Genomic DNA, 25,923 nt, shown 5'->3' with positions numbered 1-25,923 from the left:
CCGTCGTACCGTCCGGTGCCGGCCGGCGGCGCTCGCCGCTCCCCTGCTCTGCTGCCGGCCGCGCTACTTGCCGGACGGCGCCGCGCCGGTGCCCGTGGCCGAGTTTCCGGCACTGCCGCTGCCGCCGGCCGGGGCGCCGGGGCTGGCATTGTTCTGAGAGTTGGGGGCGGTCTGGGCCTGCGCGGTCGCGGCCGCGCCGGCGGCGATCGCCAGAGCGAGGAGCGACGTCACGAGCGGCTTCTGCTTCAGCGTCATCATCGGTCTCCGGTTCAGGGGCCGGTGCGATGGAGCATGCGCCGGCCGGGGTGTCGGAAACCGGCGGCAGCCGCGCCATGTTCCGTCCGGGCCACGGCGGCGGCGCGGCCGGGCGGATCGAGCGGAAGGATTTGTTAACCCTGATGCCCTAGCCCGGTCCCGAGAGCAGGGACGGTGCAATGGCTGGATTCCGCGACGCCCTCATCGATGGTCTCGCCCTGATGCTGGTCGGCGGCGGATTGGCGACCGCCGCGGTCAGCTACGCGCGCAGCATCCCCGATCCCGCCGTCCGGGTGGCCCGCAGCCTCCCCGCCTGGGAGGATCCGGTCACGACCGGATCGATCGGGCCGCGTGTCGCGGAGGCCGATCCGGCACGTCCGGATCCGTGGACCGACCCGCCGCCGCGCGCCTCCGGCCCCGGGGATCGCGAGCCGTTCTAACGGCCGGGCCGAACCCGTCGCCCGAATTCAGGCGTTGCTCCGGCGCCACGCCACTGGCCGATGCGGGCTCGCATGCGTCGATCGCCCGGCGCTGTGCTTTGCCAGCTGCATCGTGCTGGTCTCGGCCCTGATAGAGCGCTTCCGCTTCGGGAGCTGCTGCCGTGAACCGCGTGTCGTCCGTTCTGCTGGGATGCCTGTTGACCGTCCTCGTCGTCGCGGGGCTCGCTGTCGTCGCCGACCGCGCGGCATTGGCCCAGCTAGAACGGGAGACCCTGGCCGCGCAGGTCTGGGCGGCGGCCTCCGACCGCAGCGGCTGAGACGGAATCCCGTTTGGCCGGGATCCGGGAACGGCGCCGCCCGCTTCCTCTGCGGTGACCCCTGCTCCCACCCTCGGCTGGAGGAAGCGATGACGGCATCTCGGCGCGACCTGTTCGCCCTGGCTGCGACAGCGGCCGCTACGGCGGGCGTCCCACCGGCAGCGGCCCAGCCGGGCGCCGCGCCGATCTTCCCCCTGCCCGCGCCGACGATCCCCATCGTCGGCGAGAGCGGCGTGTTTCCCGTGCGCCGGATCTACTGCATCGGGCGCAACTACGTGGCGCACGCGATCGAGCGCGGCTCCGATCCGACGCGGGAGCCACCCTTCTTCTTCCAGAAGCCGTCGGACGCCATCCAGACCGTGGCGGTCGGCGAGGTCGCCGACCACCCCTACCCGTCGCTGACGCAGAACTACCACCACGAGGTCGAGCTGGTGGCGGCCTTGAAGTCTGGCGGCGTCGACATCCCGGTCGAGCGCGCCCTCGACCACGTCTACGGCTACGCGCTCGGCCTCGATATGACCCGGCGCGACCTGCAGAACGCCATGGCCGCGCAGAAGAAGCCGTGGGAGATCGGCAAGAGCTTCGACCATGCCGCGGTGATCGGGCCGCTGCATCCGGTGTCGCGGATCGGGCATCCGCGCGCGGGTGCGATCTCGCTCGCCGTCAACGGCACGATCCGCCAGAACTCCGACCTGTCCAAGATGATCTGGAGCGTCGCCGAGCAGATCGCGAAGCTCTCGGAGGCCTTCGCGCTGAAGGCCGGCGACATCATCTATTCCGGCACGCCGGAGAATGTCGGCCCGGTTGTCCGGGGCGACGTGCTGTTGGGCCGGCTCGACGGCCTGCCGGACCTGTCGATCCGCATCGTGTGACAGTCCCCCGCGCCCGAGGGCCTGGTCCCGGGCTCGCGAACCGGCGCGCGTGCTTCGGCTCAGGAGCGTCCTAGATCCGGCGGCGGCGTGCGCGCTCCCGCCAGAGGAAGGCGAAAAAGGCCGCGAGCGCGAAGCCGTTGAGGGCGAGGCCCCAGCCGTAATGGGCGACGCCGAACTCGTTGAAGCGGCCGAGCGTAACGTCGATCCGGTCGAGGCCGACATAGACGCCGAAGGCGCCCAGGGCGGCGAACAGAAGCGCGAAGATCAGCATGGTAACCCTCCGGATCGGCCTGCCCGCTCCAACGTCGAAGCCGCGCAAGGGATGCGTGCGCCAGAACACCGCGATGCCCTCTCACGAGCCGCCTCTGCGGGTCCGAAGACGGGCAGATGGCCTGCTTCGGGCGGAAGTCAGTTCTCGTGTGAATCTATGGCATGTTAATTCGCGCCGGCGGATGCGAGCTCTGCTTCGAGTCGCTATTTTACATTGTATGCGATCCGATATATAGCATGCGTCGCCTGGGGAGCGTGTTTGAGTAGGAACACGCTATGACTGACATGACGCCGATCGCGGACGACACCGCGGCAACCTTGACCTTCGGCCTGTTGCGCGACGCCTATCTGGATCTCGCGCAGACGCTCCTGCGGATTGAGCAAGGCTCGGCCCGCGACCTGCTGCAGGCGATCGAGAAGCGCGCGGCGCTGCGGCTCTCCGCCCTGGAAGACGAGATCTTCACGGATCCGCTGGAACAGACCGCCCTCGCCATGGCGGCCTCGCCGGTCCTGGCCGTGTTGCGGGAAGCCCAGGCGGCCTGAGCCGCCGGGTCAGACGGGCCGGGTCCCCTCCGCTTCCGGTGGCGAGGGCGGCTCCGGCCGGTCCGACCCCGCGGGCCGGGCCTTATCCGTCTCCGGCAGCTTGGGCGGCGGAATCCGTCCCGGGCTCGGCGGGGTCGGCAGACCCAGATCCTCGGTGGCCGGCGGCATCGGTTCTGGCTTCGGATCAGGCATCGTCTCGCTCCTTCGGTCGCGCGCCCGGCGCGGGCTCGGTCAACGCGCGACGGAGCCGATCGGCCGAGGCGCCCCAGGAACGGCCTCGTCGCGGGCCGGTTGTCTCCTCGAACCCGATCCGTCGAGGAGAGCGAACGATGATGCGTACCCTGTCCATGACTTTGGCGGCCCTGGCGCTCGTTGCCGTGAGCGGGCCGGCGGCCCAGGCGAAGGGCTGCCTCAAGGGAGCCGCGGTCGGCGGCATCGCGGGCCACATGGCCGGGCATGGCAAGGCCGGAGCGGCTGCGGGCTGCGCCATCGGGCACCATCAGGCCAACAAGAAGGCTCAGCAGCCGCAGGGCGGAAACGGGCAGCCGCAGGGCCAGTGAGCCGCCCCGCCTAGGCCCACGAGACTGGAGCGCGTCCCGGGATCACGGGATCAAGAGACGCGCTCCATCGCATTGGGGGTGCCGCATTGTTCCTCGCGGAACCGGCAATCCGGTTCGCGGGACGGGCTCTCAGGCTCACCCCTCAGGCGGGCCGCCTGGGCCATGGCGATGAAGTGCCGAATCGTCTGGCTCTGGCCGACGCCGAGGCAGGCATCAAGACGAGGCGCCTGAGCGGAGGCAGCCTGCCCAGTCGTCCCTGGGAGTGCGGGCCCGAGCGTGGAAGACAACGCGTGGCCTTTCCAAAGGCGTTGGAAAACAAACGCTGCCAAGGCATCCAGCATCGTCGCCTCCGCATCACATGCGCGAATCGACTTTACTTGAGTTAGCATTGCGTAGGCAAGAATGTGGTCGGTCTCCCGCGCCGGGCACTACCGCCTGGCTTGCCGCCTGGAATGCTTGCCCGGCCGCTCGGCGTCATCCACTGCATTCGAATGGGTCCAGCAAGGATCCGTTAATCCCGCAGGGCCGACCAACGTGCCTGACCTCAGCAGGCAGTGACGGGAGGATAATGGTGCCAGGTTCCGACGCGGAGATGCTCGCCCTCGTCAACGAGATCATCGAGCTGCGTCTCCAACTCGCGGAAGCGCAGGACCAGTGCGTGGAGATGGCCGTCGATGCCGGGCACCTCCTCGCCGAGATCCACGACCTGCGGCGCGAACTGGCGGCGGCCCGCAGCGAGCGCGTGCCCGGGCGCATCGCCGCGTGACCGCTCGTGCCCGGATCCGCGATGTCGCGAGCCACGGCGATCTCCGGCATCATCAGCGCCAGCCTCACGAGGATCCTCACGAGAAGGTGCGGAGGGGGATGAGCCATGCCGACGATCTATGAGGCGCACAGCTTCGCGGCGGTCGCCCATGCCGGGCAGCTCGACAAGGGCGGCCAGCCCTACATCCGGCACCTTGAGCGCGTCGCCAACCTGGCCCTGGCCCGGGCCGGTCACGCCCGCCTGGTCGACGGGCTCCCGGTCGATCCGCAGGCCGTGATGATGATCGCGCTCCTGCATGATGTCGTGGAGGACACGCCACGGACCCCCGCCGACCTCGTCGCAGCGGGTTTTCCCGAGCCGATCGTCGCGGCGGTGCGGATCCTGACCAAGCCGCCGGCCCGCACCGCCTATTCGGAGCGGATCGGTCAGGTGATCGCGGCGGGGGACCTCGCCGCGATCCTGGTCAAGATGTCCGACAACGAGGACAATCTCGGCCCGGAGCGAACCCTCCCGGACGCGGCCTTCCTGCGCGAGCGCTACATCGCCTCCTTCGAGCGCCTGAAGGCGGCGGCCGCGGCCCTCGGCTATACCGGCGTCTGATGCCGCGCCGGGTCTGATCGAGGACGACAGCCGCTATCCCAGTGGGATCGGGATGGAAGCGGTAAGGCATCGGCCGGATGTCGCTATGAGAGGCGCTTAGGCCGTCGGGGCGGCCCATCGTGAACAAGCGGACCGCTCGGCCGTTGCGCCCTGCAACCCCTCACCTCGGAGACAGCCGGATGCGCATCCCCGTCCTCGCCCTCGCCCTGACCCTGGCTCTCGCCGGCACGGCCGCCGCTCAGGTGGTGACCGGCGGCGCTGGAAATACGGGGGCGGAGATGCCGGGTGGCGGCGTCCGCCCGGCCGGTCCCGGTCCCGGCGTGGCCACCGGCAGCACCGCGACGCCGAGCAACTCTTCCGTCCCCGGCACCACGCCCGGCGTGGTGATTGGCGGCACGCCGACCGGCGGCCCGCCCGGTACCGGCGGTACGGCCGGCGGGCCCGTCCTCGGCAATCGCTGAGACCAGCGGCCGGCCAGCCCTCGATCCGGTGGGCTTCGGCCCGGTAACGGCCACCCCGTGACTGCGGCGATGTGTGCTGCGGCACCGCGCCCCGGCCTGGCTTGGGCGAAGGTGGCGGTGGCAGGACCCTGCGCGTCTCGGTCGTGCCCGGCACGACCACGCTCAGGAGGCTCGCATGACCGCTGCCCGTCCGTTCCGCTGGCTGCTCGCTCTCGCCGCCCTGTTCGTCCCGGCCACCCTGGCCTGCCGCGACGGCGGCTTGAGCACCGAAGTCGGGGCCCAGGCCGAGGCCCCGGCCGACGTGGTGTTCCGCCACTACCTCTAGAGTATTTTTCGCGGAAGTGGTTGTCGGTTCCGCGAAAGAAAATGCGTCCCGCTCAATCGACTAGATCGTCTTGCGTGATCCTTGTATCACGCAAGACGATCTAGCGCGCCAGAGCCGGCCTTCCGTATCGGCCGAAATCGGATTGCGATGCGGTGAACGCCTTCAGCGGCGGGCAATCGCGTAGGCGAGTTCCACGATCTCGGCGTCGGAGAGACCCTGCGCCACCTCGTTCATGGCCGGGTCGTATCCCGCTCGCGCATTCGACTTGTAGGCGCGCAGGGTGGCCAGCAGGTAATCCTCCCGCTGCGCGCCGATCCGCGGGATCTGGTCCTGCCCGGCAAGGTCCGCCCCGTGGCACGAGTTGCACTGGTGCTTGGCGACGAGGCCCTGCGCCGCCGCCATGCGGGCGGCGTCCGCCTCGCCCGCAGGCTTCGGCGGTGGCAGCTTGGCCACCGCATCGCCGAGCGCGCGCAGGTCGTCGTCCGACAGGCCCTCGGCCATCGCGTTCATCGGGTCGGCGACGCGCTGCTTCTCGCGGAACAGGTAGAGCTGTGTCACAACGTAATCCGCTGGCATGCCGCCGAGCGAGGGCACGCCAGCCTGGGCCGAGGTTCCGCTCTCGCCGTGGCAGGCGAGGCAGGCCGGCAGCCGCTCGGCCACGCTCTCCGCATCGGCGGGAGCCGCCTGGAGCGCGAGGAGGATGGCGAGGACGGCTCCGGCCGTAAGACGCCGCATGGATGAATCCCTGAAGGTGTGCATGGAGGCCGACGATCAGCCGGAGGGAGGCCGCCCCCCTCCGGCGTTTCGGGATCAGGGCGCGTAGCTGACCCGGTAGATCGCGCCGTTGTAATCGTCCGAGACGAGGAGCGCGCCGTCCCGCGCCACCAGCACATCGACGGGCCGCCCGACATAGCGGTTGTCCTGCAGGAAGCCGGTCAGGAACGGCTCAAGGCTCGCCACCTTGCCGTCGGAGCCGAGCTTGGCCACCACCACGTCGCCGCCGATCTTGCGGGTCCGGTTCCATGAGCCGTGGCGGGCGATCAGCACCGCGTTCCTGTAGGCGGCTGGGAACTGGCTGCCCGTGTAGAAGCGCATGCCGAGCGCGGCGGAGTGCGGCCCGAGCAAGCCGACCGGCGCGGTGAATTCCGAACAGGAATGGCCCCAGCCATATTCGGGATCCGTGAAGTCGCCCTGATGGCAGAACGGATAGCCGAAATGCTGCTTTCCGGGCTGGGAGAGTACGTTCAACTCGTCGTTCGGGATGTCCTCCGACAGCCAGTCGCGGCCGTTATCGGTGAAGGTGAGCTGCTTGGTGTCGGGGTTCCAGTCGAAGCCGACCGTGTTGCGCACGCCCCGGGCCACCACCTCGACATTCCTGCCGTCGAGGTCCATCCGGCGGATCTGGGCATGGGTCTCGGGCGGCATCAGGATGTTACCGGGTGCGCCGACCGGCACGTAGAGCTTCTCGTCCGGGCCGACGGCGATGAACTTCCAGCCATGCGCCTCGTCCTTCGGCAGATCGTCGGTGACGAGGACGGGCTTGGGCGGCGTGTCGAGGTTGTTCTCGATGTCGTCGAAGCGCCAGACCTTGGACAGCTCGGCGACGTAGAGGGCGCCCTTGTGGAAGGCGACGCCGTTCGGGCGGTGCAGCCCCGAGGCAATGACCTTGACCACGGGTTTCCCGTCGATTTGACGGATCGCGTAGACGCGGTCGAGGGAGCGGGTGCCGACGAAGAGGGTGCCCTTCTCGCCCTGGGCCATCGAGCGGGCATTGGCGACGCCGCTCGCGAAGAGTTCGACCTTGAAGCCGTCCGGCACCTTCAGCTTGTCGAGGGGCAGGCGGGCCGCCGCGGTGGGGAGGGGCGGTCCGGCGATCGGCGCGAGCTTGGCCGCGTCCGCCCCCTCTGGCCGGCCGAACAGGGCCGAGCCGCGGTCCTGCGCCGGAGCCGGCGCGGCGGCGGGCTTCGGTGCTGCCGGCTCGGCGCTGCCCGGGGTCGGCGTGCCGCTCGGGGCCTGCTGCGCGCTGGCCGGCCACGGCAGCAGCACGCCGATCAGGAGAAGACCTTTCAGGCACAGATGGCGTGACGGCATGACGATGTCCCGGTGTTCCTTTTGGCGACCGGGTTATGGATCGGTGCTTGCCTGGGGCAATAGCCTGGCCACAGCGGGATCATGACCTGATCCGGCTTTTGTCATCTCCGGAATAGCCTATGTTGCAGTGGGCCGCCGGTCAGCTTTGCGCGTGGCGGTTCAGCAGGATCAGGAGCTCGTTCTGGCCGCCGGTCCGGGTCTTGCCGAAGATCGCGCGCATCTGCGAGCGCACTGTGTGGGCGGAGGTGCCGCTGGTCTCGGCGATGGCGTTGAGGCTTGCGCCCTGCAGCAGCGCCTCGCACAGGGCCGCCTCCCGCGGCGTCAGGCCGTAAATCTGACGCAGGGCCGGCCGGTCGAGCCGGGCGCGCGCGTCGAGGTCGGTGATCGTGAGGATCGCCCGGCAGCCGTCGAAATAGTCGAGGCCGGACTTGCGCAGCGGCTGGGCGCGCAGGAGGAGCGGGCGCCGGTCCGCCCGCGCCACGGCGACCGGCCGCAGCGCCAAATCGTCCGGGCGCACCTCGGACCAGATCGCGGCGGCGATATGGGCGCGCAGGGCCGCGTTGGCCCGCCCATCCGCCGGGGCGACGACCTCGCCGAGCCGCACGGTCAGGTCCGGGCCCATCACCGCCTCGGCGTGGCTGCTGACCCGCAGCACGCGCCCGAACCGGTCGAGGAGGAGGCTCGGGGCGCGCATCGTCTCCAAGGTGTCCGCGATGCCGCCGAGGCGCGCCTCGCCCAGCTGCGCGGCCAAGGTCGCCGTGCGGTTGAGCGGCGCCAACAAGCGGCGCAAAGCGACCTGCTCGTCGGGTGTGAACGGTCCCTGGCCGGGGCTGCGCTGCAGCACCAGGGTCCAGGTGTCGCCGCCGACATCGACCAGGAGGCCGGCGCACCACTGGAAGCCGAGGGGGCGGAGGAAGTCGCTGTAAAACGGCGCGCTCCGCATGAAGTCCGGCGTCGCGAAGTCCTGATCCACGAAGAGACCGGTCTGCAGAAGTTTCGGGATGCCTCTGCCGCGCTCGTCGCGGGCCGCCCAGCCCTGACTGAAATAGGTGCCGGCCAGCTCCTCGACGCTCGTGCTCACCGGCACGCCGGGCACGCGCCCCTTGAGCGGCAGGGCGACGGCACCGCGGGACCCGGTTGCGTCCACGATCCGCGTCACCGTGTCGGTCCAGCGCTCGGGGCGCAGCGCGGACGCGATCAGGGAATCCTCGATGGTGAGAAGGGTCGCGTCGTCGAGCGGCATCGAATTCTTCGGCGGCGTCTGATCTCGTGCGGGCGTGCGCCGGGACCCGGTCTCCGAATTCCGTCACGCCCTTTGCCGAACCTGTATCCGGTCCGGCAGGGAGCGCACCAGCCAATTACAACTGAGACGCGAAAAGAAGCCCTCCGCCGCGGCGATCCGCCGGGCCGGGGTGCCCGGACCTGCGCGACCCCGCGGTCCTCAGCCCCGCGCCACCAGGTCTCCGAGGAGGCTCGCGGCCACCGTGGCTTTCGAGACGGTCAGTCCCGAGGCCGCGATGCCCTGGACGGCGTCGCGGATGCGGCTGAGGGATGCCCCGCGCGCCCGGGCCCAGGCCTCGACCGCTTCCGGGCCGGCCCCGACATCATTCACCACTTCCGCCGTGAGCTGGCGATGGGCCCGGGCGATGCCGGCCACCGCGCGCTCGAGGGCGACCCGGTCGAAGGTGTCGGAGACCGGTGCGCTCCGCGCCTGCGCGGCGAGGTCGCCGAGGCGGAAGGCGCGCTCCAGGGCGAAATGCGTCGCGGCGATCTCGACCACCCCGCTCCCGCTGGTCTCGGCCACGCGCACGATGTCGGGGGCGACGGAGAGCGCCCGCAGGGCGGCGAGCCGGCTCGCCGCCGCCTCGGGCAGGCCGAGGCCGGCGAGTTCCCGGGTGCGCGCCGAGAGCGCCGCGCGCGCCTCCTCGTCCAGCACCTCGGGCAGGGCGGCGAGCAGCGCGCTCACCCCCTCGCGGTAGCGCGCCACCACCGGGCTGATCCCGCCGGAGAGATCGATCTCGCGGATGAACCAGGTGATGCGGCCGGTGAGCAGGTCCTGCACCTCGCCGTAGAGGTCGAGCTGGGCCTGGCCGCCGATGCGCCCAGCGAGCCCGTCGATGGCGAGGTTCAGCTCCATCAGGCCGAAGGCGTCGCGGGTGACCGCGTAGGCCTTGGCGATGGCGGCGGCATCCGCTCCGGTCTCGTCGGCGAGCCGCGTGACGAGGGAGGGACCGCCGCGGTTGACGATGATGTTCGAGAGCGCGGTCGCGATGATCTCCCGGCGCAGGCGGTGCCCCTTCACCGCGTCCGGGAACCGCTCGCGCAGCGCCGCCGGGAAATAGCGCTGCAATTCCCGCTCGAAATAGGGGTCGTTCGGCACCGGGCTCGCGAGCAGCGCGTCGTAGAGCGAGAGCTTGGCGTAGGCGAGGACCACCGCGTATTCCGGCCGGGTCAGGCCCTCGCCGCGCCGCGCCCGCTCGGCGAGGGTGGCGTCGTCCGGCAGGAACTCCACCGACCGGTCGAGGCGCCCCTCCGCCTCCAGCGCCTGCATGGTGCGGGCGGCGAAGGCGCTCTCGCCGGGGCCGCGCTTCAGGGCGAGCGACAGGGCGAGGGTCTGCAACTCGTTGTTGCGCAGGACGAGCCTGGCGACCTCGTCGGTCATGGCCGCGAGGAGCTGGTTGCGCGCCGCCTCCGTGAGGCGGCCGTCGCGCTCGGGCGTCATCAGGGCGATCTTGATGTTCACTTCGACGTCCGAGGTGTTCACGCCCGCCGAGTTGTCGATGGCGTCGGTGTTCAGGCGGACGCCGGCGCGCGCCGCCTCGATCCGCCCACGCTGGGTCAGGCCGAGATTGGCGCCCTCCCCGATCACCTTGGCGCGCAGGTCCGAGCCGGTGATGCGGACGGCGTCGTTGGCCCGGTCCCCGGCATCGGCGTCGGTCTCGGAACCGGCGCGGATATAGGTGCCGATGCCGCCGAACCAGAGCAGGTCGACGGGGGCCTTCAGGATGGCCTGCATCACTTCCGCCGGCGAGGCCTCGGCCCGGTCGAAGCCGAGGGCCGCGCGGATCTCGGGCGAGAGCGCGATCGATTTGAGGCTGCGCGGGAAGACGCCGCCGCCCTTCGAGATCAGGGCCTTATCGTAGTCCGCCCAGGAGGAGCGGCCGAGATCGAACAGGCGGCGGCGCTCGGCGAAGCTCGTCGCGGGGTCGGGATCAGGGTCGAGGAATATGTCGCGGTGGTCGAAGGCGGCCACCAGCTTCAGGCTGCGCGAGAGCAGCATGCCGTTGCCGAACACGTCGCCCGACATGTCGCCGACGCCGGCCACCGTGACCGGATCGGCCTGGACGTCGACATCCATCTCTTGGAAGTGGCGCTTCACCGCCTCCCAGGCGCCGCGGGCCGTGATGCCCATGCCCTTGTGGTCGTAGCCCTGGCTGCCGCCGGAGGCGAAGGCGTCGCCGAGCCAGTGACCCTTCTCGATCGAGAGCGCGTTGGCGATGTCGGAGAAGGTGGCGGTGCCCTTGTCGGCGGCGACGACGAGATAGGCGTCGTCGGGGTCGTGGCGCACGGTGTTCTCCGGCGGCACGATCTGGCCGTCGACGATGTTGTCGGTGAGGTCGAGCAGCGCCCGGATGAAGACGCGGTAGCTCTCCGTACCCTCCGTGAGCCAGGCCTGCCGGTCGGAGGCCGGGGGCAGGCGCTTCGGGAAGAAGCCGCCCTTGGCGCCGACCGGAACGATCACCGCGTTCTTGACCTGCTGCGCCTTCACGAGGCCGAGGATCTCCGTGCGGAAATCCTCCGGCCGGTCTGACCAGCGCAGGCCGCCGCGGGCGACGTAGCCGTAGCGCAGATGCACGCCCTCGACGCGGGGGGAATAGACGAAGATCTCGAAGAAGGGCCGCGGCAGCGGCATGTTCGCCACCTCTGCGCAGGCGAACTTGAAGCTGATCGTCTCGCGCGCTCCCCCGCCGGGCGCGGTCTGGTAGGCGTTGGTGCGGATCGCCGCCTCGACGAGGTTGACGAAGCGGCGCAGGATCCGGTCCTCGTCGAGGCTCGTCACGTCGGCCAGCCGCGCCTCCAGCTCCGCGCGCAGCGCCGCCTGCGCCTCGGCCCGGTCGCCCTCCAGGCCCGGGTCGAAGCGGGCCTGGAACAGGGCGACGATGCCGCGGGCGATCTCGGGGTGGCGGCTCAGCGTCGCCGCGAGGTAGTCCTGGCCGTAGCGCACGCGCAGCTGGCGCAGGTAGCGGCCGAAGGCCCGGAGCAGCGCCGCCTCGCGCCAGGACAAGCCCGCCTCCAGCACCAGCCGGTTGTAGCCGTCGGATTCGGCCGCGCCGGTGCCGAGCGCCAGCAGCGCCTCCTCCAGCGGGCGTTCAAGGCTGGGCAGGTCGATCCCGGCACCGGTGGCGCGCTCGAGCAGCATGTCGTGAAGCCAGACCCGCTCGCCGTCGACGCCCGTCACCCGGTAGGTCCGCTCGTTGAGGACGCGAAAGCCCATATTCTCCAGGGCCGGGACCCGGTCGGAGAGCGGGAGCCCGGCACCGCGGGAGAACACCTTGAGGCGCACCTGCGCGTCGGGGTCGCCCTCGCGGCGGACGAGGTCGGCGGCGCGGGGGTTCTGCGGGCCGAGCCGCTCCAGGGTCGCGATGTCGGCGAGCGCGACCTCGGGCGAGAAGTTCTCGCGGTAGGCCGCCCCGAAGGCCTCGGCATAGGCGGCGTAGAGGCGGCGCGCCTCAGGGCCCGGCAGGGCGTCGGCCAAAGCCGCGCGCAAGGCATCGCCCCACGTCCGGACCAGGGCGCCGATGCCCGCCTCCAGGGCCTTCGGGTCGCGCTCGGGCGCGTCCGCCTCGCTGAAGCCGATGATGACATGGAGCCGCGCGAGCGGGCCCTCCGGCATGGCGGTGTAGCTCGCCGAGAGCCGGCCGCCATATTCCGCGGCGAGGTAGGCGCCGATCTTCGCCCGGACGGCGGAATCGTAGCGGTCCTTCGGCACGTAGACGAGGAGCGAGACGAAGCGGCCGAAACGGTCGACCCGCGAGAGCACGCGCACCCGCGGCCGGTCGGTGAGGTCGGCGATGGCGAGCGCGAAGCGGGTGAGCCGCTCCACGTCGATCTGGAAGAGGTCGTCGCGGGGATAGGTCTCGAGCACGGCCAGCAAGGCGCGCCCGGCATGGCTAGTCGGATCGAGGCCGGCACGCCTGGCCACCGCCGCCACCTTGCGGCGCAGCACCGGCACTTCGCGCGCGAGCGCGGTGTAGGCCGAGGCCGTGAACAGGCCGACGACGCGCACCTCGCCCGCGAGCGTGCCGTCCGCCGAGAACAGCTTGATGCCGACATAGTCGAGATGGGCGGAGCGGTGGACGCGCGCCTTCACGCTCGCCTTGGTGATGATGAGCGCCTGCGGCTCCTCCAGGAAGGCGCGGATCTCGGGGCTGGTGTCGGCGCTGGTATCGACGGGCGAGCGCCCGCGCCGCAGCACCGCGAGGCCGGGATCGCGCAGCACGCCGAGGCTCCGGGTCTCCTCGCCCGACAGGCTCTGCTCGCGCAGGCCGAGCACGGTGAAGTGACCGTCGAGGAGCCACCACAGGAAGGCGCGGGCCTCCTCGATCTCCTCCGCGGGCAGCGGCGTCGGGCCCTCGCCATAGGCCGAGGCGAGGGCGGCGAGGCGGTCGAGCATCGCGGCGCTGTCCGCATCGACGACCGTCACGTCGCGGAACGCGGCCTCCAGCCCGGCGGCGAGGCGCTCGCAGGCCGCCGCGTCGTCGATCCGGTCGATATGGATGTGGATCAGGCTCTCGCGGGCGAGGTCGCCATGGGCCTCCGCTGTGGTCTCGCCGACGACGCGGCCGAGGCGGCCGTCCGCACCCCGCTCGACCCCGAGGATCGGGTGGGCGACGAGGAGCGGCACGAGCCCCTGGACCGAGAGTTCGGCGAGGCAGGAATCGAGCAGGAAGGGCCGGTTGTCGTTGACGACCTCGACCACGCTCAGGTCCCGCGGCCGGCCCTCGCGAGTGACGGTGACCGCCCGGATGCGCGTGTTCGCCGGGTCGCCCGGCCGGCGCGGCTCGGCGAGATGGGCGCGGGCATCGAGGGCGAGGCCCGCCAGCGCATCGGCCGGATAGGGCGCGAGATCCTCCGGCGGCACGCGGCCGAACAGGTCGCGCACGAATCCGCCCGGGCCGCCGTCCCCTGCCGCCCGTTCCGCCGCGGCCTCGATCAGGTCGGTGCGGGCGGTTTTGGCCTCGGTGCTCGCCAGCGCCGTCGCGGTTTCCAGAGCCATCGTCTCTCTCCCGAATCGGGACAGCAATCGTAGCGTGGGATAAGACAGGGGCGGAGGCGAGTCGATGATGAGAGGATGACGGTCCTGACGGTTTGCCGGCGCTGACACGATCCCGTCCCGGAACGTCCCGTCCGGTGCCGGGTTGGCTCGCGAACGGCCGAGCCGACCGCCCGCCTCCGGAGCTTCCATGCCGCCCGTCCGCTACACCCCCGATCTCGAGCGGCCCGCCCCGGACGAGGCCGAGGTCCAGGCCGGGATGATCGCGCAGTTCGCCAAGATCCAGGGCACCACGTTCAAGGATTACGGCCACGCCGTGCGTGGCGTCCACGCCAAGAGCCACGGGCTTCTCACCGGCCGGCTCACGGTGCTCGACGGGCTGCCCCCGCCGCTCGCGCAGGGGTTGTTCGCGACGCCCGGCGATCACGAGGCCGTGCTGCGTTTCTCCACCAATCCGGGCGACATCCTCGACGACAGCGTCTCGACCCCGCGGGGCCTCGCCGTCAAGGTTCTCGGCGCGGAGGGCGAGCGCCTGCCGGGCTCCGAAGGGGACGCGACACAGGATTTCGTGCTTGCCAACGCCCCGGCCTTCGTGGCCCCGGACGCGGCCGCCTTCCTCCGGAGCCTGAAACTGCTCGCCGCCACCACGGACACGCCGCAGGTGTTCAAGAAGGCCTTCTCGGCGCTGATGCGCGGGGTCGAAGCGGCGCTTGAGGCGGTCGGCACCAAGAGCCCGACGGTGATCGCGCTCGGCGGCCATCCGGAGACGCATATCCTCGGAGAGACCTTCTACAGCCAGGCGCCCCTGCGCTGGGGCGAGCACGTGGCCAAGGTCGCGGTCGCGCCGGTCTCGCCGGAGCTGACCGCGCTGACCGGCGCCTCCCTGAAGGTGAACGGGAAGCCGAATGGCCTGCGCGAGGCCGTCTCCGCCTTCTTCGCCGAGCAGGGCGGCACCTGGGAGCTGCGAGCCCAGCTTCTCACCAACCCCGCGACCATGCCGGTGGAGGATGCCTCGGTGCCCTGGCCCGAGACGGAGAGCCCCTATGTCGCGGTCGCCCGCATCGTGGTGGCGCCGCAGGCGAGCTGGAGCGCGGAGAAGGTTCGGCGTCTCGACGACGGGCTCGCCTTCAGCCCCTGGCACGGGCTCGCCGCGCACCGGCCGCTCGGCTCGATCATGCGGGCGCGCCGTGCCGTCTACCCGGAATCGGCCGGGTTCCGGGCCGCCCGGAACGGCTGCCCGATCCACGAGCCGCGCAGCCTGAGCTGAGGGGCGGAGCCCCGCCCCGGCCGTCAGCGGCTGCTGGAACCGTCGCTGCTGCGCTGCGTGCAGCGCCAGCCGGCGAAACAGTTGGCCTCGTCGGCGGAGGGCACGTAGGCCGGGGAGCCGCTGTCGCCGTTCTGGCAGGCCCCGCCATCGGCCAGAACGGTCTCGTAGGCGGTCTCGCTCGAGGCCAGTACGACCTCGCCGTCGCGGGTGACGAGCGCCTTGATCGCGGAGCAGGAGAGGCCGCGCGTGCTCTGCCGTTCCGCAGCGACCGCAGGGCCGGCGAGGAAGGCGGCGAGGCAGAGGGCGGTCGTGACGGTGCGCATGGCCGGGGCTCCGGGACGGGAAGATCGGTCTCGCTAGGCCGCCTCCGTATCCGAAATGTGTCCGATGGGCCGCTCAGCGTGACGGGGCCGGTGGGCGTGGCCGCGCCGCCACGCCCGGTGTCTTGGGCGTCCCTGGAGCCCGGGATCCTGTGAGCCGGGGACCCGCGTCCTATCCGCGCCGCCGTCCCGCTCTATCTGGAGTCCCGGGCGCCCTGTCCCGCCGGCGGCCGGCGCGGGCGTCGCATCGACTGCGTGCCGCCCCGGAAAGCCGCGTGTGACCTATCCGACGACGACGGCGTTCTTCGCCGGCCTGTTCGCACTCCTCTATGTCGGCCTCGCCGGCTGGGTGGTGGCCGGCCGCCTCTCGGGCCAGACCCTGTTCGGCAACGGCGACGAGGCGCTGACCCGGCGCGTGCGCGCGCACGCCAACTTCGGCGAGTACGTCCCCTTGGCGCTGCTCCTCGTCGGCCTTCTCGAGGCGGGTGGCGCCTCGCACGGGTTCGTCACCGGCCTCCTCGTGGTGCTCTTCGTCGCGCGCCTGCTGCACCCGGTCGGGATGCTCGCACCGAAGAACTCGGCTCAGCAATTCGCCTGCCGCGGCGGCGGCATCGTCGCGACCTTCGGCGTGCTGGCAGTGGCCGCGATCGCGCTGCTGCTGCGGGCCTGAGCGCGGTCAGGCCACCACCACCTCGGTGCGGACCGAGTTCGCGATGAAGCATCCCTCGTGCGCCGCGTGGTGCAACTCGGCCAGGGCCGCCGCGTCCGGTTCGTCCCCGGCCCAGGCGATCCGGGGATGCAGCGTCACCCGGGTGACCGCCTGCCGGCCCGGGGCGATCTCCGCCATCACGCCCTCGGCCCGGTCGCGGTAGGACGTGGCCGTGAAGCCGGCGAGCCGGGCGACATGCAGGAAGGTCAGCATGTGGCAGGTCGAGAGGGCGGCGACGAGCATCTCCTCCGGGTCGACCGCCTCGGTCACGGCCCATTTGCCGACCACATGCGGCGAGGCCGAGCCCGGAACCGTGACGCCGCCGTCGAAGGCGATGCTGTGGCCGCGGCTGTAGCGGCCCTTCGCGAAATCCTCGCCCGGCCGCAGGGCCCAGCTGACCTCGGCGGTGTAAGTCGCCATCGCTGCCCTCCCAGATCCTGGCACTCAGTCCCCGTGCGCGGCCCGGCTGTCCTCCGGGGCCTCGGCCCGCTCGGACATCCCGTAGTCGCGCAGCACGCCCGCGATGCGCAAGCGGTAGTCGCGGAACACCCCGCCGCGCCCGGCGGCCTGGGTCGCCCGGTGGTGCGGGCGCTCGCGCCACGCTCGCACCGCGGCCTCGTCCCGGAAGAAGGAGAGGGACAGGAGCTTGTCCGGATCGGCGAGGCTGCGGAAGCGCTCCACCGAGATGAATCCGTCGATCTCGGAGAGCTCGTCCCGGATCGCGGCGGCGAGCTCCAGGTAGCGCCCCTCGCAGCCGGGCGCCGGCCAGACCTCGAAGATCACCGCGATCATGAGGGCCCTCCGCTGCGGCGCCGGCCGGTCTCGATCCCCATCACGCCTCCTTGCGGTCGCGCCCGCGATCCCTGTAGCCCGGGGCGTGCCCGCGATGCTTCGGTCCGCGCCGAACCGTTGCGCCCGCAGGATGGGAGGAGGAACGCCATGAAGGTCGTCGCGGATCTGTGCATCGTGCCGATGGGGGTCGGTCCCTCGGTCTCGCCCTACGTGCGGGAGATCAAGGCCATCATCGATGCGAGCCCGCTCAATGCCGAGATGCACGCCAACGGCACCAACATCGAGGGAGAGCTCTCCGACGTCTGCCGCCTCATCGAGCAATGCGAGGCGCGCCTCGCCGAACTCGGCGTCGCCCGGGTGTTCTATACGATGGCCTTCTCCTCGCGCCGCGACAAGCAGCAGGCGATGGCCGACAAGCTGAAGGCGGTGTCCTGAGAGCGCCGCGTGCGTTCCCGACGACCAGGCGCCCATGCGGTCGTCGGTCACGCCGTCCGATCGGGGATGGGGCGCAAGCCGTTGCGGCCTGCCCGGCGCGGATCCGGAAGATCCACGCCGGGCAGGCTCTGCGGCTGAGATGAAAACGTTTCCATGCAGTCCGCACATAGCCGCTCCCCCAAATGGGCGATGGTGCGGCGCAGCGCGGTCTGGCAGAAGGATTGTGCACGGCGGCGATGGCGTCGCGGCCGTGCTGCCCTTTCTTGGGCGTTTCCTCCCTAGACTTCGGGCCGCTCCTTCGGGAGTGGCCTTTTTTCTTTCGGCGAAGCCGGGGAGGGATTTAGCCTCTCGACCGCGCCCGCTCAAGCACAATGATGCGTCATCGGCGAGGGGGTGGTGATTTCCTGCGCAATTGCGCCGGATTCCCATGCTCGAAGCCGATCCTGCCGGATTGTCCCGCGCCGTTCCCAGACAATATCGGTGTGATGACGTTGCCGAATCGCGATACCCCCGCCTCCTCTCCGGATACCGGCGCGCCGAAGCTCGACGCCCTGGTCCGGGAGCGGCTCGGCCGCCATCTGCAGGCCCTCTACGAGCCCGTCCTCGATGAGAGTCTCGACCCGCGCCTCGCGGAGATGCTGCGCCAGCTCGACCGCGACCGTCAGGGCGGCCCCGAGGAGTGAGGATCGTGGGGCCGCCGTCACGGCGCACCCATGGGCCGGGCGAACCGGGGCCTGCGCATCCTCTCTCTGTCATCGGGCCGGGCCTGCCCGAGAGCCAGCTCCGCTGAGTTGATCGACGTGGTCCGGGCTGCCCCGCGCCCCGAGGCGATGGGCAGCCCGGAGGCCCGGCTCAGAAGCGCCAGGTGAAGTTGCCCTTGACGGCGTGGTCCTCGATGCGGTCGCCGACCTGTCCGGTATAGGCGACGCCGAGCGTGGCGTTGGGCGCCACCCGCAGGTCAAGGCCGGCCTCGGTCACCAGCGCGTCCCGGGCGATCGGGATGCCCGCCGTCAGGAAGGTCGGGCCGGTGCCGAAGGACAGGAGCGCGGTCGGCACCACGTCGCCGAAGGCGCGGCGGTAGCCCACCAGGGCGTGGGCCGAGACCGGCGCGCCGAGGCCGAGGTCCCAGCTCGTCTGGCCGCGCAGGCCCGCCGTGACCGCGCCGACGTCGGAGTCGCGGGCGAAGCTCGTCAGGGCGGCGATGCCGCCGGCCTCGACGAAGCGGTCGCGCCCGATCGTGACGTAGGAGCCGCCCACGAAGGGCTCGAGATAGCTCGCCGCCGCCTGGGCCGGGCGCGCCCCGTCCTTCGCGACGAGCGCGGCCGGACCGGCCTGGCCGAGGACGAACCGGTAGCCGATCTCGCCGAAGCCCTGGACGGTCGAGCCGCCGGTGCGGGCGCTGGCGGTGTCGGCGAAGCCGGCGAAGGCGATCGTGCGGCGGGTGCGGATGCTGTTGTCGGCGTAGATCGCGCCGAGCCGCAGCGAGACCGGGCCGACCGCGTAGCCGCCGTAGACGCCGCCATAGCCGCTCTCGATCGTGGCCGATTGCAGCCGGCCCGTCGTGTCGAGGCTGGCCGCGGTGTAGCCGCCGACGAGGCCGAGCGTCAGGCCGCTCTCAAGCCGCAGGTCGGCGCCCAGCGCGAAGCCGGAGATCTGGCGGTCGAAGCCGGCGGCGTTGCCGTCCGAGCGGGCGTTGCCGAAGCTGCCGAAGCCCTGGCCCCACAGGCCGAACACCGTCGGGTCGAGGATCCGGGCCGGCATCGCCACCACGGGGGCGGCGCGGCCGGGCAGGTCGGCGGTGTAGGTGGCGGGCAGGCTGCCGAAATCCAGGCCGTCGGCGGTGCCCGGCGTGGTGCCCCAGCGCAGGCGGTCGAGCACCGCCTCGCGCACGAAGAAGGCGATGGCGTAGGCGGTGGAGACGGTGCTGGCATGCACGTCGCCCGAGAGGGCCTGGAAGGCGCCCTGGGCCTCGTCGGCGGTGAGGCCGACGGTGCGCTGGTAGGCGGGGGTGGCGGGGCCGCCGGCCTGGATGGCGTCGGCGACGCCCGCCTGGTTGCGGTTGCTGGCGATGCTGGAGAAGGCGATGTCGTTGCGCGTCAGGTTCAGGTCGACCTCGGTGGGGGTGTAGGTCAGGCTCGGGTCGAGGAAGGCGAAGTTGGCGCTGACGCCCGCGAACCGGCCGGTGACGCCGCCATCCGCGGTGAGGATGGTGTAGCGGGTGCGCGGGGCGTAGGCGCCCTGGGCGGCGGTGACCTGCACCGTGCCGCCGGCGAGCGTCGCGCTGCCCGAGGCCGCGATCCGGTCCGACTGGCCCGCCGCGTTGGCTTCGACGCTGTAGACGGAGCCCGGCGCGAAGGTCGCGGCGCCGGCGACGGTCAGGGTGCCGATGGAATTGCCCGGGGCCACCGTGGCGCCGGAGGTCGCGACGACGCCGCCGACCGTGCCGCTGCCGCCGAGGCTGGCGCCCGAGCCGATGGTGACGGTCGAACCCGCGAGGCTGCCATTCACCGCCAGACGGCCCTGGGCGATCTCGGTCGCGCCGGTGAAGGCGCCGGTGCCGGTGAGGGTGAGGGTGCCGGCCCCGGTCTTGGTCAGGCTTCCCGAGCCCGAGATCGGGTTGGCCATGGCGGCATCGCCGGCCTGATCGAGGATCAGGCTGGCATTGTCGACGATGGCACCGGACCCGAAGCTCGCCGCCGAGCCGACCAGGGTGCCGCCCAGGATGGCGGTGCCGCCGGCATAGCTGTTCCGGCCGGTCAGGACGAGCGTGCCGCTGCCGGCCTTGGTCAGGCCGCCGTTGCCGGAGATGTCGTTCTTCCAGGTGTCGAGGGCGCTGTAGCCGCCCTGCGCCGCGTCCATCGTGACGGTGACCGTGCCGTTGAAGGCGCCGTAGCCGTCCATGGCCGTGTAGAGGTTGAGCCGGCCCCAGCCGTCATAGGTGTTGCCGCTCAGGAGCGGGTAGCCCGAGGGCAGTCCCGTCGTCGCCAGCACCTCCCGGCGCTGCGCATCCGTCAGGTAGGGGAAGCGGGTCAGCAGCAGAACCTGCGCCTGGACCGGCACCTCCGCCGCGGTCATCGGCGCGCTCGGGCCCACGGGCTGGAAGCCGTAGGTCAGGCGCGCGGTGTAATCGGCCTTGTTCCGGGCGGCATCGCCGAAGGCATCGGCGGCTCCGGAGGCCGCGGCATTGGCGAGGCAGGCATTGACGCTGGCTGCGCCACAGCTCGCCGCCAGATAGGCCTGGGTCTGCTGGTAGGCCTGGTAGACGGCATAGGCCCTGGTGTTGGCGGGATTCGTCCAGTCGACCCGGTTGCCCTGGGCGTCGTAGAGCGCGGCATAAATGTTGGTGGCGGCGATGGCCGTCGCCTGCATCCGGCCGCCCATCACGTCGAGGGGCGAGTGCATGCCGGCCAGGATGCGGTTGTTCCCCAACTCGGAGGCCCGCGTCAGCATCTCCTGCCAGCGCTGCGGGACGAGGAAGCCGACGCCGAGGGCCTGGAGATAGCCGGAATTGGTGTGGCCGCTCGGGAAGCCGCCATCCGCGTAGGCGTTGGTGCCGTTGACCCGCGGATTCAGCAGCGTCGGCACCGCCACGCCGGTCGAGACCCGGAACGGGCGCGGGGAGGTGCCGATCCCCGGGACGTAGTCGCCGACGCCGAAGGTCGTGGGCGTGAAGGCGCCTGCCGAATCGTAGGATCCGACATTGGGGGCCGTCAGCGGACGCCCGCCATTGGCGTCGATCATCGCCTGGGTGACGGTGAAGCCCTTCACCCAGCGTTCCGTCGTCCCGTAGACCGCCGGAACCGTGAAGTTCGACAGATAGCTCGGCACGACCATTCCGGCCGTATCGGCGGCCGACAGGCCCCGCTTGTTCGTTGCGGCGCTGTAGGTGTTGAAGCGGGCGTCCAGGGGATCGATGGCCGGGTTGGCGCCCTGGTAGCGCCCGAAGACGCGCTTCGAGGGCTCGGTGGACGCGTTGGCACGCACTGTGTCGTCGATGAATCTGACCGCCGCAGCAAGGGGGGTGGCGCTGCCGTTGCCGAAGGTCGTGCTCCCGCCATTGGCGTCGGAGCCGGCATTGAGGTTGGCGGCGTAATCCGAAAGCCTGGTCGTCGCGTAGGTCGTCGGGGTCAGGGCGTTCGGCTTCGTGCCGGTGAAGCTGGCGCCTGCCCCGGTGAGATAGGCGGAGGTCAGCGGTCCGAGCCCGTTCAGGATGCTGTAGGCTTGGCCGGTCCGATCGTCATGGATCGCCGCCAGCGTCTGATCCGCCGTCCGGCCCTGGGTCATGGCAATGACGGTCTGATAGTTCTGCGTCAGGACCGTAGGATTGCCGGCCATCAGCCCGACATAGGCGTCGAGGAGGCGCGGGATCACGGTTCCCGGATTGACCGAGGTGCTGTTCGCGAATCCGGTGCCGGGCGCAGTCGGCACCTGCTGGGCAAGTGCAGCGATCGGAATCATACCCGTCGATGCGAGCAACAAGGAAATAAAGTTCTTGGTCATGACCCACTCGCGGCCTGTTGATTGGCCTTGCGGGCGCTCTAACCTCTGGTCATGACGTGATCATGACGCCAATGACACAATTTTCGATTGAATACTGTCGTGCTTCTGTGGTTCTAATTGCAAAATCCAGGCTTCGTCGCGTCGGCGCCGTCTCCGATCGCAGCGCGCATGGGGCGGCTTCGCGCTGGTGTCCTGATGCCGGCCCGTTTGCCGAGTCGGCGCCTGCCTCGGCGGAGCGCGGTTCCGGACGCTGGCACCGAGTCCCGTCCGGTTGCGAACGGCCGCGATTCCAGGATCAAGCCGCGGCGGCCGTCCGGCTCCTCTGTGATGACGGCCTTCCGATATGCGCTCGGCCGGAATGCCCTCTCCGATGGGACAGGGCGCGTCGATCCGTGGATGTTTCGAGGGCCGATATTCGTCTCAAGCTACCGGCATCATGGATACCGTCCAGAGCGAGAACCTGAATGTCGATCTGAGTATCCTTGCCACCACTGAATTTTCCGGCACGGAAAATGAGTGGTGGAGCTGAGGGGATTCGAACCCCTGACCTCCGCAGTGCGATTGCGGCGCTCTCCCATCTGAGCTACAGCCCCGTCCGGGACGCGGGCCTTTTAGGCTCGCGCAGCTCAGCCTGTCAATTCCCGTTTCCAGCCTTTATGCGCTGCCCGTGCGGGCACTGGCGCCCGCGTCGATTCGAGGACTCCGAACCCGCGCATGTACGCCCTCCTCTGGCTCTTCGACACGGTGGTGCAGCTCTTCATCTACGTGCTCATCGCGAGCGCGGTGCTCAGCTGGCTGGTCGCCTTCAACGTGGTGAACGTGCGCAATCCCATCGTCGCCCAGATCGGCGAGGTGCTCTACCGCATCACCGAGCCGGTGCTGCGGCCGATCCGCAACCTCCTGCCGAACCTCGGCGGCGTGGACATCTCGCCCATCATCCTCATCCTGCTCTTGCTCTTCGTCAGCCGCCTGCTGCACGAGATCATCCCGCCGCAGACGCTGGTCTACACGCGCTGAGCCAGGCCCCGAGGAACGCCCCCCATGAAGACCAATCCCGGCCGCTTCTTCGAGGATTACCGCCTCGGCGAGACCATCCGCCACGCCACGCCCCGTACCGTCACGACGGGCGACGTGGCGCTCTACACGGCGCTCTACGGGCCGCGCTTCGCCGTGCAATCCTCGGACGCCTTCGCCCGGGCGCTCGGGCTTCCGCAGAGCCCGCTCGACGATCTGCTCACCTTCCACGTGGTGTTCGGCAAGACCGTGCCGGACATCTCGCTGAACGCGGTGGCCAATCTCGGCTACGCGGAGGGCGGTTTCCGCCGCCCGGTCTATCCGGGCGAGACCCTCTCCACCGTCTCCGAGGTGATCGGGCTCAAGGAGAGCTCGAACCGGCAGACCGGCGTCGTCTATGTGCGCTCGGTCGGCTCGGACGCGAACGGCGAGACCGTGCTCAGCTATTGCCGCTGGGTGCTGGTGCGCAAGCGCGACCCGCAGGCCCAGATCGGCGAGGAGCACGTGCCGAACCTCGCCAAGGTCGTCGATCCGAACGATCTCGCGGGCGCCCTGCCCCCGCTCGACGTCTCGGCCTACGATTCCGACCTCGCCGGGAGCCCGCACCGCTTCGGCGATTACGCGAAGGGCGAGCGCATCGACCATGTCGACGGCATGACCGTGGAGGAGGCCGAGCACCAGATCGCCACGCGCCTGTTCCAGAACACCGCCAAGGTCCATTTCGACAATCACGCCGCCAAGGATACCCGCTTCGGGCGGCGCCTGATCTATGGCGGCCACGTCATCTCCCTGGCGCGCGCGCTCAGCTTCAACGGGCTCGCGAACGCCTTCGCGCTCGCCGGCATCAATGCGGGGCGGCACGTGGCGCCGCTCTTTGCGGGCGACACCGTCTATGCCTGGAGCGAGGTGCTCGACACCGCCGATATCGGCCGCGCCGATGTCGGACTGCTGCGCCTGCGCACGGTGGCCACCAAGAACCAGCCCTGCGGCGCCTATCCCGACCGCCAGGGCGAGGGCTACGACCCGGCCGTGATCCTCGATCTCGACTACTGGGCCTTCATGCCGAAGTGAGGCCTGCCGGCTCCGCCGGGGCGAGGTGGCTCCGCGGAGGCCGTCAGTTCAGGCTGCCGGTTCCGCCGTCCTGCTGCGCGCGGGCGAGCGCCCGCCCGATCCGCATCAACGCCTCGCGGATCGGCGGCAGCACCTCCTTGGCTCCGTCCGCATCGATCAGCGCGTGGGCGTAGAGGAGGTGGTCCGCCACCCGCTCCAGAACCGTGCCCTGCAGGGCGTCCGGCGGTGGGAGTGGCTGGTATCGCCCGACCGCGCCGGAGGCCGCTTGCGCCGAACCGGGCTCCGCCTCGCTGATCGAGCCGAAGAAGCCGAGGAAGGTGGTGTCCGGCGGTCCGAAGGAGGGCACCGCGCCGGCATGGACCCAGATCGGCGTGCCGCCAACCGTGCACAGCCGGTAGCAGAGGGAGAATTCCGCCCGCAGCCGCGTCGCCTCGGCGAGGATGGCGCGCGCGGTCTCCCGGTCATCCTCGTGGACGACCGAGAGCCAGCCGGTCCCGGCCGCATCGGCCGGAGCCTGGCCCGTGACCCGGGTCCAGTCCGGGCTCGTGAAGGTCGCTAGACCGGACGCGTCGGTCACGAAGATCATGCGTGATCATGCACCATCCGGCACCGATCGACATTCACCTGGGATAGAGCCGGCCACGCTTGCTTGGCTCGCTGCCAGCCCCGATCCCGGCCCGGATCCTCAGTTCCGGACGATCACCCGGGTGCCGACTCGCGCCCGGTCATAGAGGTCGACCACGTCCTTGTTGGTCATGCGGATGCAGCCCGAGGACACGGCGGCACCCATGGTCTCTGGCTCGTTCGAGCCGTGGATCCGGTAGAGTGAGGAGCCGAGATAGAGGGCGCGCGCGCCGAGCGGGTTGTCCTGGCCGCCGGCCATGTAGCGCGGCAGGTCGGGGCGACGGGCGAGCATCTGGGCCGGCGGGCGCCAGGCCGGCCATTCCTTCTTCATGGTGACGGTCTTCTCGCCCGACCAGGAGAAGCCCTGCCGGCCGACGCCGACGCCGTAGCGGATCGCCGCGCCGCCGCCGAGCACGTAGTAGAGCCGGCGCTGGCTCGTGGAGACCACGATGGTGCCGGGCTTTTCCTTGCCCGACCAGGCCACGGTCTCCCGCGGGATCGCCTGCGTCCTGAAGATGTTCATGAAGTCGGCGAGCGGCCCGCTGTCGAAGGGGCCGGCCAGGGCCGGGCTCGCGCCGAGGCCGAGCCCGGCCGCCAGGGCGAGCACGGCGATGCGCTTCGTCATGGTTCTGGTCTCCTGTCAGATACGTCCGCCCGACAAGCCCAGCATTTGCGGCGGCTTCGGGCCCGGATGCCGCCGCCGGGCGTCCTGCGCGATGCCTGTGGGATCTGCGCAACAGGCCTCTTGACGTGGGCCTAGATTTCTGGGCGCGTACCGGAAGCCGCGGCTCGGTAAGGGAAAAACGCTTTCTTTCCTCGGCCCGGAATGGTTCCGTCATCCCCAGGACAGGGGGGCTGACAGGATGTCGCAGGCGATTGCGCTGCACCACACCGAACCCCTATTCTCAAGCCGTGCCCTTCGGACCCGTGACCCTCACGGCGGCCCGCGCCCGTCGTTCCGTGCATCCCGCCGCGTTGCTGTCGCTGCTCGCGACGCTGGCGCTGCTGCTGCTCGCCGGGCTGCCGGCCACTGCCGATGCCGAGATCCGGCCGAACCGCCCCTGCGCTGCCGCGAAGGTGCGCGACACCGCCTGCCCGGCCCAGCGCTTCGCCCTCCAGGTGACCTTCGACGTGGACGAGCCGGCAGGCGAGCGCAGCGGCTTCGTGGCCGCCTCCGTCGTCGCGCCCGCCCGGCAGCCGGGTCCTGCCTTCCGCCGCAGTGCCGATCCCCTGCCGCCCGCCGCCGCCGGCCGCGCGCCCGAGCGGCCGCCCCGGACTGTCTGAGCGGTCCCGGACGGCAGCGCGAACGGATCCGCGAGGCGCGTGACGCGTTTTCGGGTTGCTACCACCGTCGCCGATGCCGTCCGGGTCGACCGCCGCGTCCGACCGCGCCGCCCGCATGCGCCGGCGGCGACGC

At 71.0% G+C, this 25,923-nt stretch carries 29 protein-coding genes and 1 tRNA gene; 16 read left to right on the top strand and 14 right to left on the bottom strand.

All coding sequences use genetic code 11. The annotated features are described in order from the left end of the window. Positions 1-63 precede the first annotated feature (63 nt). Positions 64-258, bottom strand: coding sequence for a hypothetical protein (locus tag MET9862_RS16915; protein ID WP_244612751.1), 195 nt, complete (start codon positions 256-258; stop codon positions 64-66). A gap of 176 nt (positions 259-434) precedes the next feature. Here MET9862_RS16915 and MET9862_RS16910 point away from each other — a divergent pair, with 176 nt between their 5' ends. From MET9862_RS16910 to MET9862_RS16905, 3 genes are all read left to right on the top strand, one after another. Then, the gene (locus MET9862_RS16910) at positions 435-695 is read left to right on the top strand and encodes a hypothetical protein (protein ID WP_142584079.1); all 261 of its coding nucleotides are present in this window, start codon (positions 435-437) and stop codon (positions 693-695) included. A gap of 161 nt (positions 696-856) precedes the next feature. Continuing rightward, positions 857-1,012: a hypothetical protein gene (locus tag MET9862_RS29455; RefSeq protein ID WP_185156898.1), complete on the top strand. Its 156-nt coding sequence runs from the start codon at positions 857-859 to the stop codon at positions 1,010-1,012. A gap of 89 nt (positions 1,013-1,101) precedes the next feature. Further along, a complete protein-coding gene (locus MET9862_RS16905; RefSeq protein ID WP_142584078.1) occupies positions 1,102-1,884 on the top strand; it encodes a fumarylacetoacetate hydrolase family protein in 783 nt (260 codons plus the stop codon). Between the two features lie 70 nt (positions 1,885-1,954). On the opposite strand, the gene MET9862_RS16900 is transcribed toward MET9862_RS16905, so the two are convergent. Next, the gene (locus MET9862_RS16900; RefSeq protein WP_142584077.1) at positions 1,955-2,155 is read right to left on the bottom strand and encodes a hypothetical protein; all 201 of its coding nucleotides are present in this window, start codon (positions 2,153-2,155) and stop codon (positions 1,955-1,957) included. Positions 2,156-2,439: 284 nt separating this feature from the next. Here MET9862_RS16900 and MET9862_RS16895 point away from each other — a divergent pair, with 284 nt between their 5' ends. Continuing rightward, on the top strand, positions 2,440-2,697 hold the full coding sequence (locus tag MET9862_RS16895; RefSeq protein WP_142584076.1) for a hypothetical protein: 258 nt from the start codon (positions 2,440-2,442) through the stop codon (positions 2,695-2,697). Positions 2,698-3,026: 329 nt separating this feature from the next. Beyond that, positions 3,027-3,257, top strand: a complete 231-nt coding sequence (locus MET9862_RS16885) for a hypothetical protein (protein ID WP_438616622.1) — start codon at positions 3,027-3,029, stop codon at positions 3,255-3,257. A gap of 50 nt (positions 3,258-3,307) precedes the next feature. Here MET9862_RS16885 and MET9862_RS16880 read toward each other — a convergent pair whose 3' ends face one another. Continuing rightward, entirely contained in the window at positions 3,308-3,598 is a 291-nt protein-coding gene (locus MET9862_RS16880) for a hypothetical protein (protein ID WP_142584074.1), read from the bottom strand. Positions 3,599-3,828: 230 nt separating this feature from the next. Here MET9862_RS16880 and MET9862_RS16875 point away from each other — a divergent pair, with 230 nt between their 5' ends. The 4 genes from MET9862_RS16875 (at position 3,829) to MET9862_RS29450 (ending at position 5,409) form a co-directional block, all read left to right on the top strand. Then, the gene (locus tag MET9862_RS16875; protein ID WP_142584073.1) at positions 3,829-4,023 is read left to right on the top strand and encodes a hypothetical protein; all 195 of its coding nucleotides are present in this window, start codon (positions 3,829-3,831) and stop codon (positions 4,021-4,023) included. Between the two features lie 105 nt (positions 4,024-4,128). Continuing rightward, a complete protein-coding gene (locus tag MET9862_RS16870; protein WP_142584072.1) occupies positions 4,129-4,623 on the top strand; it encodes an HD domain-containing protein in 495 nt (164 codons plus the stop codon). Between the two features lie 179 nt (positions 4,624-4,802). Further along, a complete protein-coding gene (locus tag MET9862_RS16865) occupies positions 4,803-5,084 on the top strand; it encodes a hypothetical protein (protein ID WP_142584071.1) in 282 nt (93 codons plus the stop codon). Between the two features lie 175 nt (positions 5,085-5,259). Further along, complete coding sequence (locus MET9862_RS29450; RefSeq protein WP_185156896.1) at positions 5,260-5,409, top strand: hypothetical protein; 150 nt, start codon at positions 5,260-5,262, stop codon at positions 5,407-5,409. Between the two features lie 162 nt (positions 5,410-5,571). Here MET9862_RS29450 and MET9862_RS16860 read toward each other — a convergent pair whose 3' ends face one another. From MET9862_RS16860 to MET9862_RS16845, 4 genes are all read right to left on the bottom strand, one after another. Further along, positions 5,572-6,144 (bottom strand): c-type cytochrome, encoded by a 573-nt coding sequence (locus tag MET9862_RS16860; protein ID WP_142584070.1) that lies wholly within the window; start codon positions 6,142-6,144, stop codon positions 5,572-5,574. Between the two features lie 75 nt (positions 6,145-6,219). Further along, a complete protein-coding gene (locus MET9862_RS16855) occupies positions 6,220-7,500 on the bottom strand; it encodes a PQQ-dependent sugar dehydrogenase (protein WP_185156895.1) in 1,281 nt (426 codons plus the stop codon). Positions 7,501-7,639: 139 nt separating this feature from the next. Further along, a complete protein-coding gene (locus MET9862_RS16850) occupies positions 7,640-8,743 on the bottom strand; it encodes a helix-turn-helix transcriptional regulator (RefSeq protein ID WP_142584069.1) in 1,104 nt (367 codons plus the stop codon). 198 nt (positions 8,744-8,941) lie between these two features. Next, positions 8,942-13,777: an NAD-glutamate dehydrogenase gene (locus tag MET9862_RS16845; RefSeq protein WP_142584068.1), complete on the bottom strand. Its 4,836-nt coding sequence runs from the start codon at positions 13,775-13,777 to the stop codon at positions 8,942-8,944. A 187-nt stretch (positions 13,778-13,964) separates the two neighbouring features. On the opposite strand from MET9862_RS16845, the gene MET9862_RS16840 reads away from it, so the two are divergent. Continuing rightward, a complete protein-coding gene (locus MET9862_RS16840) occupies positions 13,965-15,041 on the top strand; it encodes a catalase family protein (RefSeq protein WP_142584067.1) in 1,077 nt (358 codons plus the stop codon). Between the two features lie 23 nt (positions 15,042-15,064). Here the strand turns inward: MET9862_RS16840 and MET9862_RS16835 are convergent, their stop codons facing one another. Continuing rightward, positions 15,065-15,364: a hypothetical protein gene (locus MET9862_RS16835; protein WP_142584066.1), complete on the bottom strand. Its 300-nt coding sequence runs from the start codon at positions 15,362-15,364 to the stop codon at positions 15,065-15,067. Between the two features lie 274 nt (positions 15,365-15,638). Between MET9862_RS16835 and MET9862_RS16830 the strand changes: the two genes are divergently transcribed. Then, a complete protein-coding gene (locus tag MET9862_RS16830) occupies positions 15,639-16,031 on the top strand; it encodes an MAPEG family protein (protein WP_142584065.1) in 393 nt (130 codons plus the stop codon). 6 nt (positions 16,032-16,037) lie between these two features. On the opposite strand, the gene MET9862_RS16825 is transcribed toward MET9862_RS16830, so the two are convergent. Both MET9862_RS16825 and MET9862_RS16820 read right to left on the bottom strand, forming a co-directional pair. Next, positions 16,038-16,490: an OsmC family protein gene (locus tag MET9862_RS16825; RefSeq protein ID WP_142584064.1), complete on the bottom strand. Its 453-nt coding sequence runs from the start codon at positions 16,488-16,490 to the stop codon at positions 16,038-16,040. A gap of 24 nt (positions 16,491-16,514) precedes the next feature. Beyond that, the gene (locus MET9862_RS16820; protein WP_142584063.1) at positions 16,515-16,862 is read right to left on the bottom strand and encodes an antibiotic biosynthesis monooxygenase family protein; all 348 of its coding nucleotides are present in this window, start codon (positions 16,860-16,862) and stop codon (positions 16,515-16,517) included. Between the two features lie 147 nt (positions 16,863-17,009). Between MET9862_RS16820 and MET9862_RS16815 the strand changes: the two genes are divergently transcribed. Together MET9862_RS16815 and MET9862_RS16810 are read left to right on the top strand one after the other, a co-directional pair. After that, the gene (locus tag MET9862_RS16815) at positions 17,010-17,297 is read left to right on the top strand and encodes an MTH1187 family thiamine-binding protein (protein WP_142584062.1); all 288 of its coding nucleotides are present in this window, start codon (positions 17,010-17,012) and stop codon (positions 17,295-17,297) included. A 485-nt stretch (positions 17,298-17,782) separates the two neighbouring features. Continuing rightward, positions 17,783-17,980 carry a hypothetical protein gene (locus MET9862_RS16810; RefSeq protein WP_142584061.1) on the top strand — a complete coding sequence of 66 codons (198 nt, stop codon included), beginning with the start codon at positions 17,783-17,785 and terminating at the stop codon, positions 17,978-17,980. Positions 17,981-18,149: 169 nt separating this feature from the next. On the opposite strand, the gene MET9862_RS16805 is transcribed toward MET9862_RS16810, so the two are convergent. After that, entirely contained in the window at positions 18,150-21,755 is a 3,606-nt protein-coding gene (locus MET9862_RS16805) for an autotransporter domain-containing protein (protein ID WP_244612750.1), read from the bottom strand. Between the two features lie 559 nt (positions 21,756-22,314). Further along, positions 22,315-22,390, bottom strand: a tRNA-Ala gene (locus tag MET9862_RS16800). 121 nt (positions 22,391-22,511) lie between these two features. On the opposite strand from MET9862_RS16800, the gene MET9862_RS16795 reads away from it, so the two are divergent. Together MET9862_RS16795 and MET9862_RS16790 are read left to right on the top strand one after the other, a co-directional pair. Continuing rightward, complete coding sequence (locus MET9862_RS16795) at positions 22,512-22,814, top strand: YggT family protein (protein ID WP_142584060.1); 303 nt, start codon at positions 22,512-22,514, stop codon at positions 22,812-22,814. A gap of 24 nt (positions 22,815-22,838) precedes the next feature. Then, complete coding sequence (locus MET9862_RS16790) at positions 22,839-23,882, top strand: MaoC family dehydratase (RefSeq protein ID WP_142584059.1); 1,044 nt, start codon at positions 22,839-22,841, stop codon at positions 23,880-23,882. Positions 23,883-23,925: 43 nt separating this feature from the next. On the opposite strand, the gene MET9862_RS16785 is transcribed toward MET9862_RS16790, so the two are convergent. Further along, entirely contained in the window at positions 23,926-24,468 is a 543-nt protein-coding gene (locus MET9862_RS16785; protein WP_142584058.1) for a PAS domain-containing protein, read from the bottom strand. Between the two features lie 99 nt (positions 24,469-24,567). Then, positions 24,568-25,131: a L,D-transpeptidase gene (locus MET9862_RS16780; RefSeq protein WP_142584057.1), complete on the bottom strand. Its 564-nt coding sequence runs from the start codon at positions 25,129-25,131 to the stop codon at positions 24,568-24,570. A gap of 251 nt (positions 25,132-25,382) precedes the next feature. Here MET9862_RS16780 and MET9862_RS16775 point away from each other — a divergent pair, with 251 nt between their 5' ends. After that, positions 25,383-25,790, top strand: coding sequence for a hypothetical protein (locus tag MET9862_RS16775; protein ID WP_142584056.1), 408 nt, complete (start codon positions 25,383-25,385; stop codon positions 25,788-25,790). The last annotated feature ends 133 nt before the right edge of the window (positions 25,791-25,923 follow it).

The sequence above is a fragment of the Methylobacterium symbioticum genome (genome assembly GCF_902141845.1).
Taxonomy (GTDB): domain Bacteria; phylum Pseudomonadota; class Alphaproteobacteria; order Rhizobiales; family Beijerinckiaceae; genus Methylobacterium; species Methylobacterium symbioticum.
This window is presented reverse-complemented; position numbering and strand designations above follow the sequence as displayed.

Bases quoted from the DNA above. Each gene is read 5' to 3' on its own strand.
- MET9862_RS16805 (WP_244612750.1), bottom strand. From the start codon at position 21,755: ATGATTCCGATCGCTGCACTTGCCCAGCAGGTGCCGACTGCGCCCGGC.
- MET9862_RS16900 (WP_142584077.1), bottom strand. From the start codon at position 2,155: ATGCTGATCTTCGCGCTTCTGTTCGCCGCCCTGGGCGCCTTCGGCGTC.
- MET9862_RS16870 (WP_142584072.1), top strand. From the start codon at position 4,129: ATGCCGACGATCTATGAGGCGCACAGCTTCGCGGCGGTCGCCCATGCC.
- MET9862_RS16895 (WP_142584076.1), top strand. From the start codon at position 2,440: ATGACGCCGATCGCGGACGACACCGCGGCAACCTTGACCTTCGGCCTG.
- MET9862_RS16910 (WP_142584079.1), top strand. From the start codon at position 435: ATGGCTGGATTCCGCGACGCCCTCATCGATGGTCTCGCCCTGATGCTG.
- MET9862_RS16795 (WP_142584060.1), top strand. From the start codon at position 22,512: ATGTACGCCCTCCTCTGGCTCTTCGACACGGTGGTGCAGCTCTTCATC.
- MET9862_RS16850 (WP_142584069.1), bottom strand. From the start codon at position 8,743: ATGCCGCTCGACGACGCGACCCTTCTCACCATCGAGGATTCCCTGATC.
- MET9862_RS29450 (WP_185156896.1), top strand. From the start codon at position 5,260: ATGACCGCTGCCCGTCCGTTCCGCTGGCTGCTCGCTCTCGCCGCCCTG.
- MET9862_RS16860 (WP_142584070.1), bottom strand. From the start codon at position 6,144: ATGCGGCGTCTTACGGCCGGAGCCGTCCTCGCCATCCTCCTCGCGCTC.
- MET9862_RS16825 (WP_142584064.1), bottom strand. From the start codon at position 16,490: ATGGCGACTTACACCGCCGAGGTCAGCTGGGCCCTGCGGCCGGGCGAG.
- MET9862_RS16865 (WP_142584071.1), top strand. From the start codon at position 4,803: ATGCGCATCCCCGTCCTCGCCCTCGCCCTGACCCTGGCTCTCGCCGGC.
- MET9862_RS16835 (WP_142584066.1), bottom strand. From the start codon at position 15,364: ATGCGCACCGTCACGACCGCCCTCTGCCTCGCCGCCTTCCTCGCCGGC.
- MET9862_RS16785 (WP_142584058.1), bottom strand. From the start codon at position 24,468: ATGATCTTCGTGACCGACGCGTCCGGTCTAGCGACCTTCACGAGCCCG.
- MET9862_RS16905 (WP_142584078.1), top strand. From the start codon at position 1,102: ATGACGGCATCTCGGCGCGACCTGTTCGCCCTGGCTGCGACAGCGGCC.
- MET9862_RS16815 (WP_142584062.1), top strand. From the start codon at position 17,010: ATGAAGGTCGTCGCGGATCTGTGCATCGTGCCGATGGGGGTCGGTCCC.
- MET9862_RS16915 (WP_244612751.1), bottom strand. From the start codon at position 258: ATGATGACGCTGAAGCAGAAGCCGCTCGTGACGTCGCTCCTCGCTCTG.
- MET9862_RS16780 (WP_142584057.1), bottom strand. From the start codon at position 25,131: ATGACGAAGCGCATCGCCGTGCTCGCCCTGGCGGCCGGGCTCGGCCTC.
- MET9862_RS16840 (WP_142584067.1), top strand. From the start codon at position 13,965: ATGCCGCCCGTCCGCTACACCCCCGATCTCGAGCGGCCCGCCCCGGAC.
- MET9862_RS16810 (WP_142584061.1), top strand. From the start codon at position 17,783: ATGACGTTGCCGAATCGCGATACCCCCGCCTCCTCTCCGGATACCGGC.
- MET9862_RS16880 (WP_142584074.1), bottom strand. From the start codon at position 3,598: ATGCTGGATGCCTTGGCAGCGTTTGTTTTCCAACGCCTTTGGAAAGGC.
- MET9862_RS16790 (WP_142584059.1), top strand. From the start codon at position 22,839: ATGAAGACCAATCCCGGCCGCTTCTTCGAGGATTACCGCCTCGGCGAG.
- MET9862_RS16885 (WP_438616622.1), top strand. From the start codon at position 3,027: ATGATGCGTACCCTGTCCATGACTTTGGCGGCCCTGGCGCTCGTTGCC.
- MET9862_RS16855 (WP_185156895.1), bottom strand. From the start codon at position 7,500: ATGCCGTCACGCCATCTGTGCCTGAAAGGTCTTCTCCTGATCGGCGTG.
- MET9862_RS16820 (WP_142584063.1), bottom strand. From the start codon at position 16,862: ATGATCGCGGTGATCTTCGAGGTCTGGCCGGCGCCCGGCTGCGAGGGG.
- MET9862_RS16845 (WP_142584068.1), bottom strand. From the start codon at position 13,777: ATGGCTCTGGAAACCGCGACGGCGCTGGCGAGCACCGAGGCCAAAACC.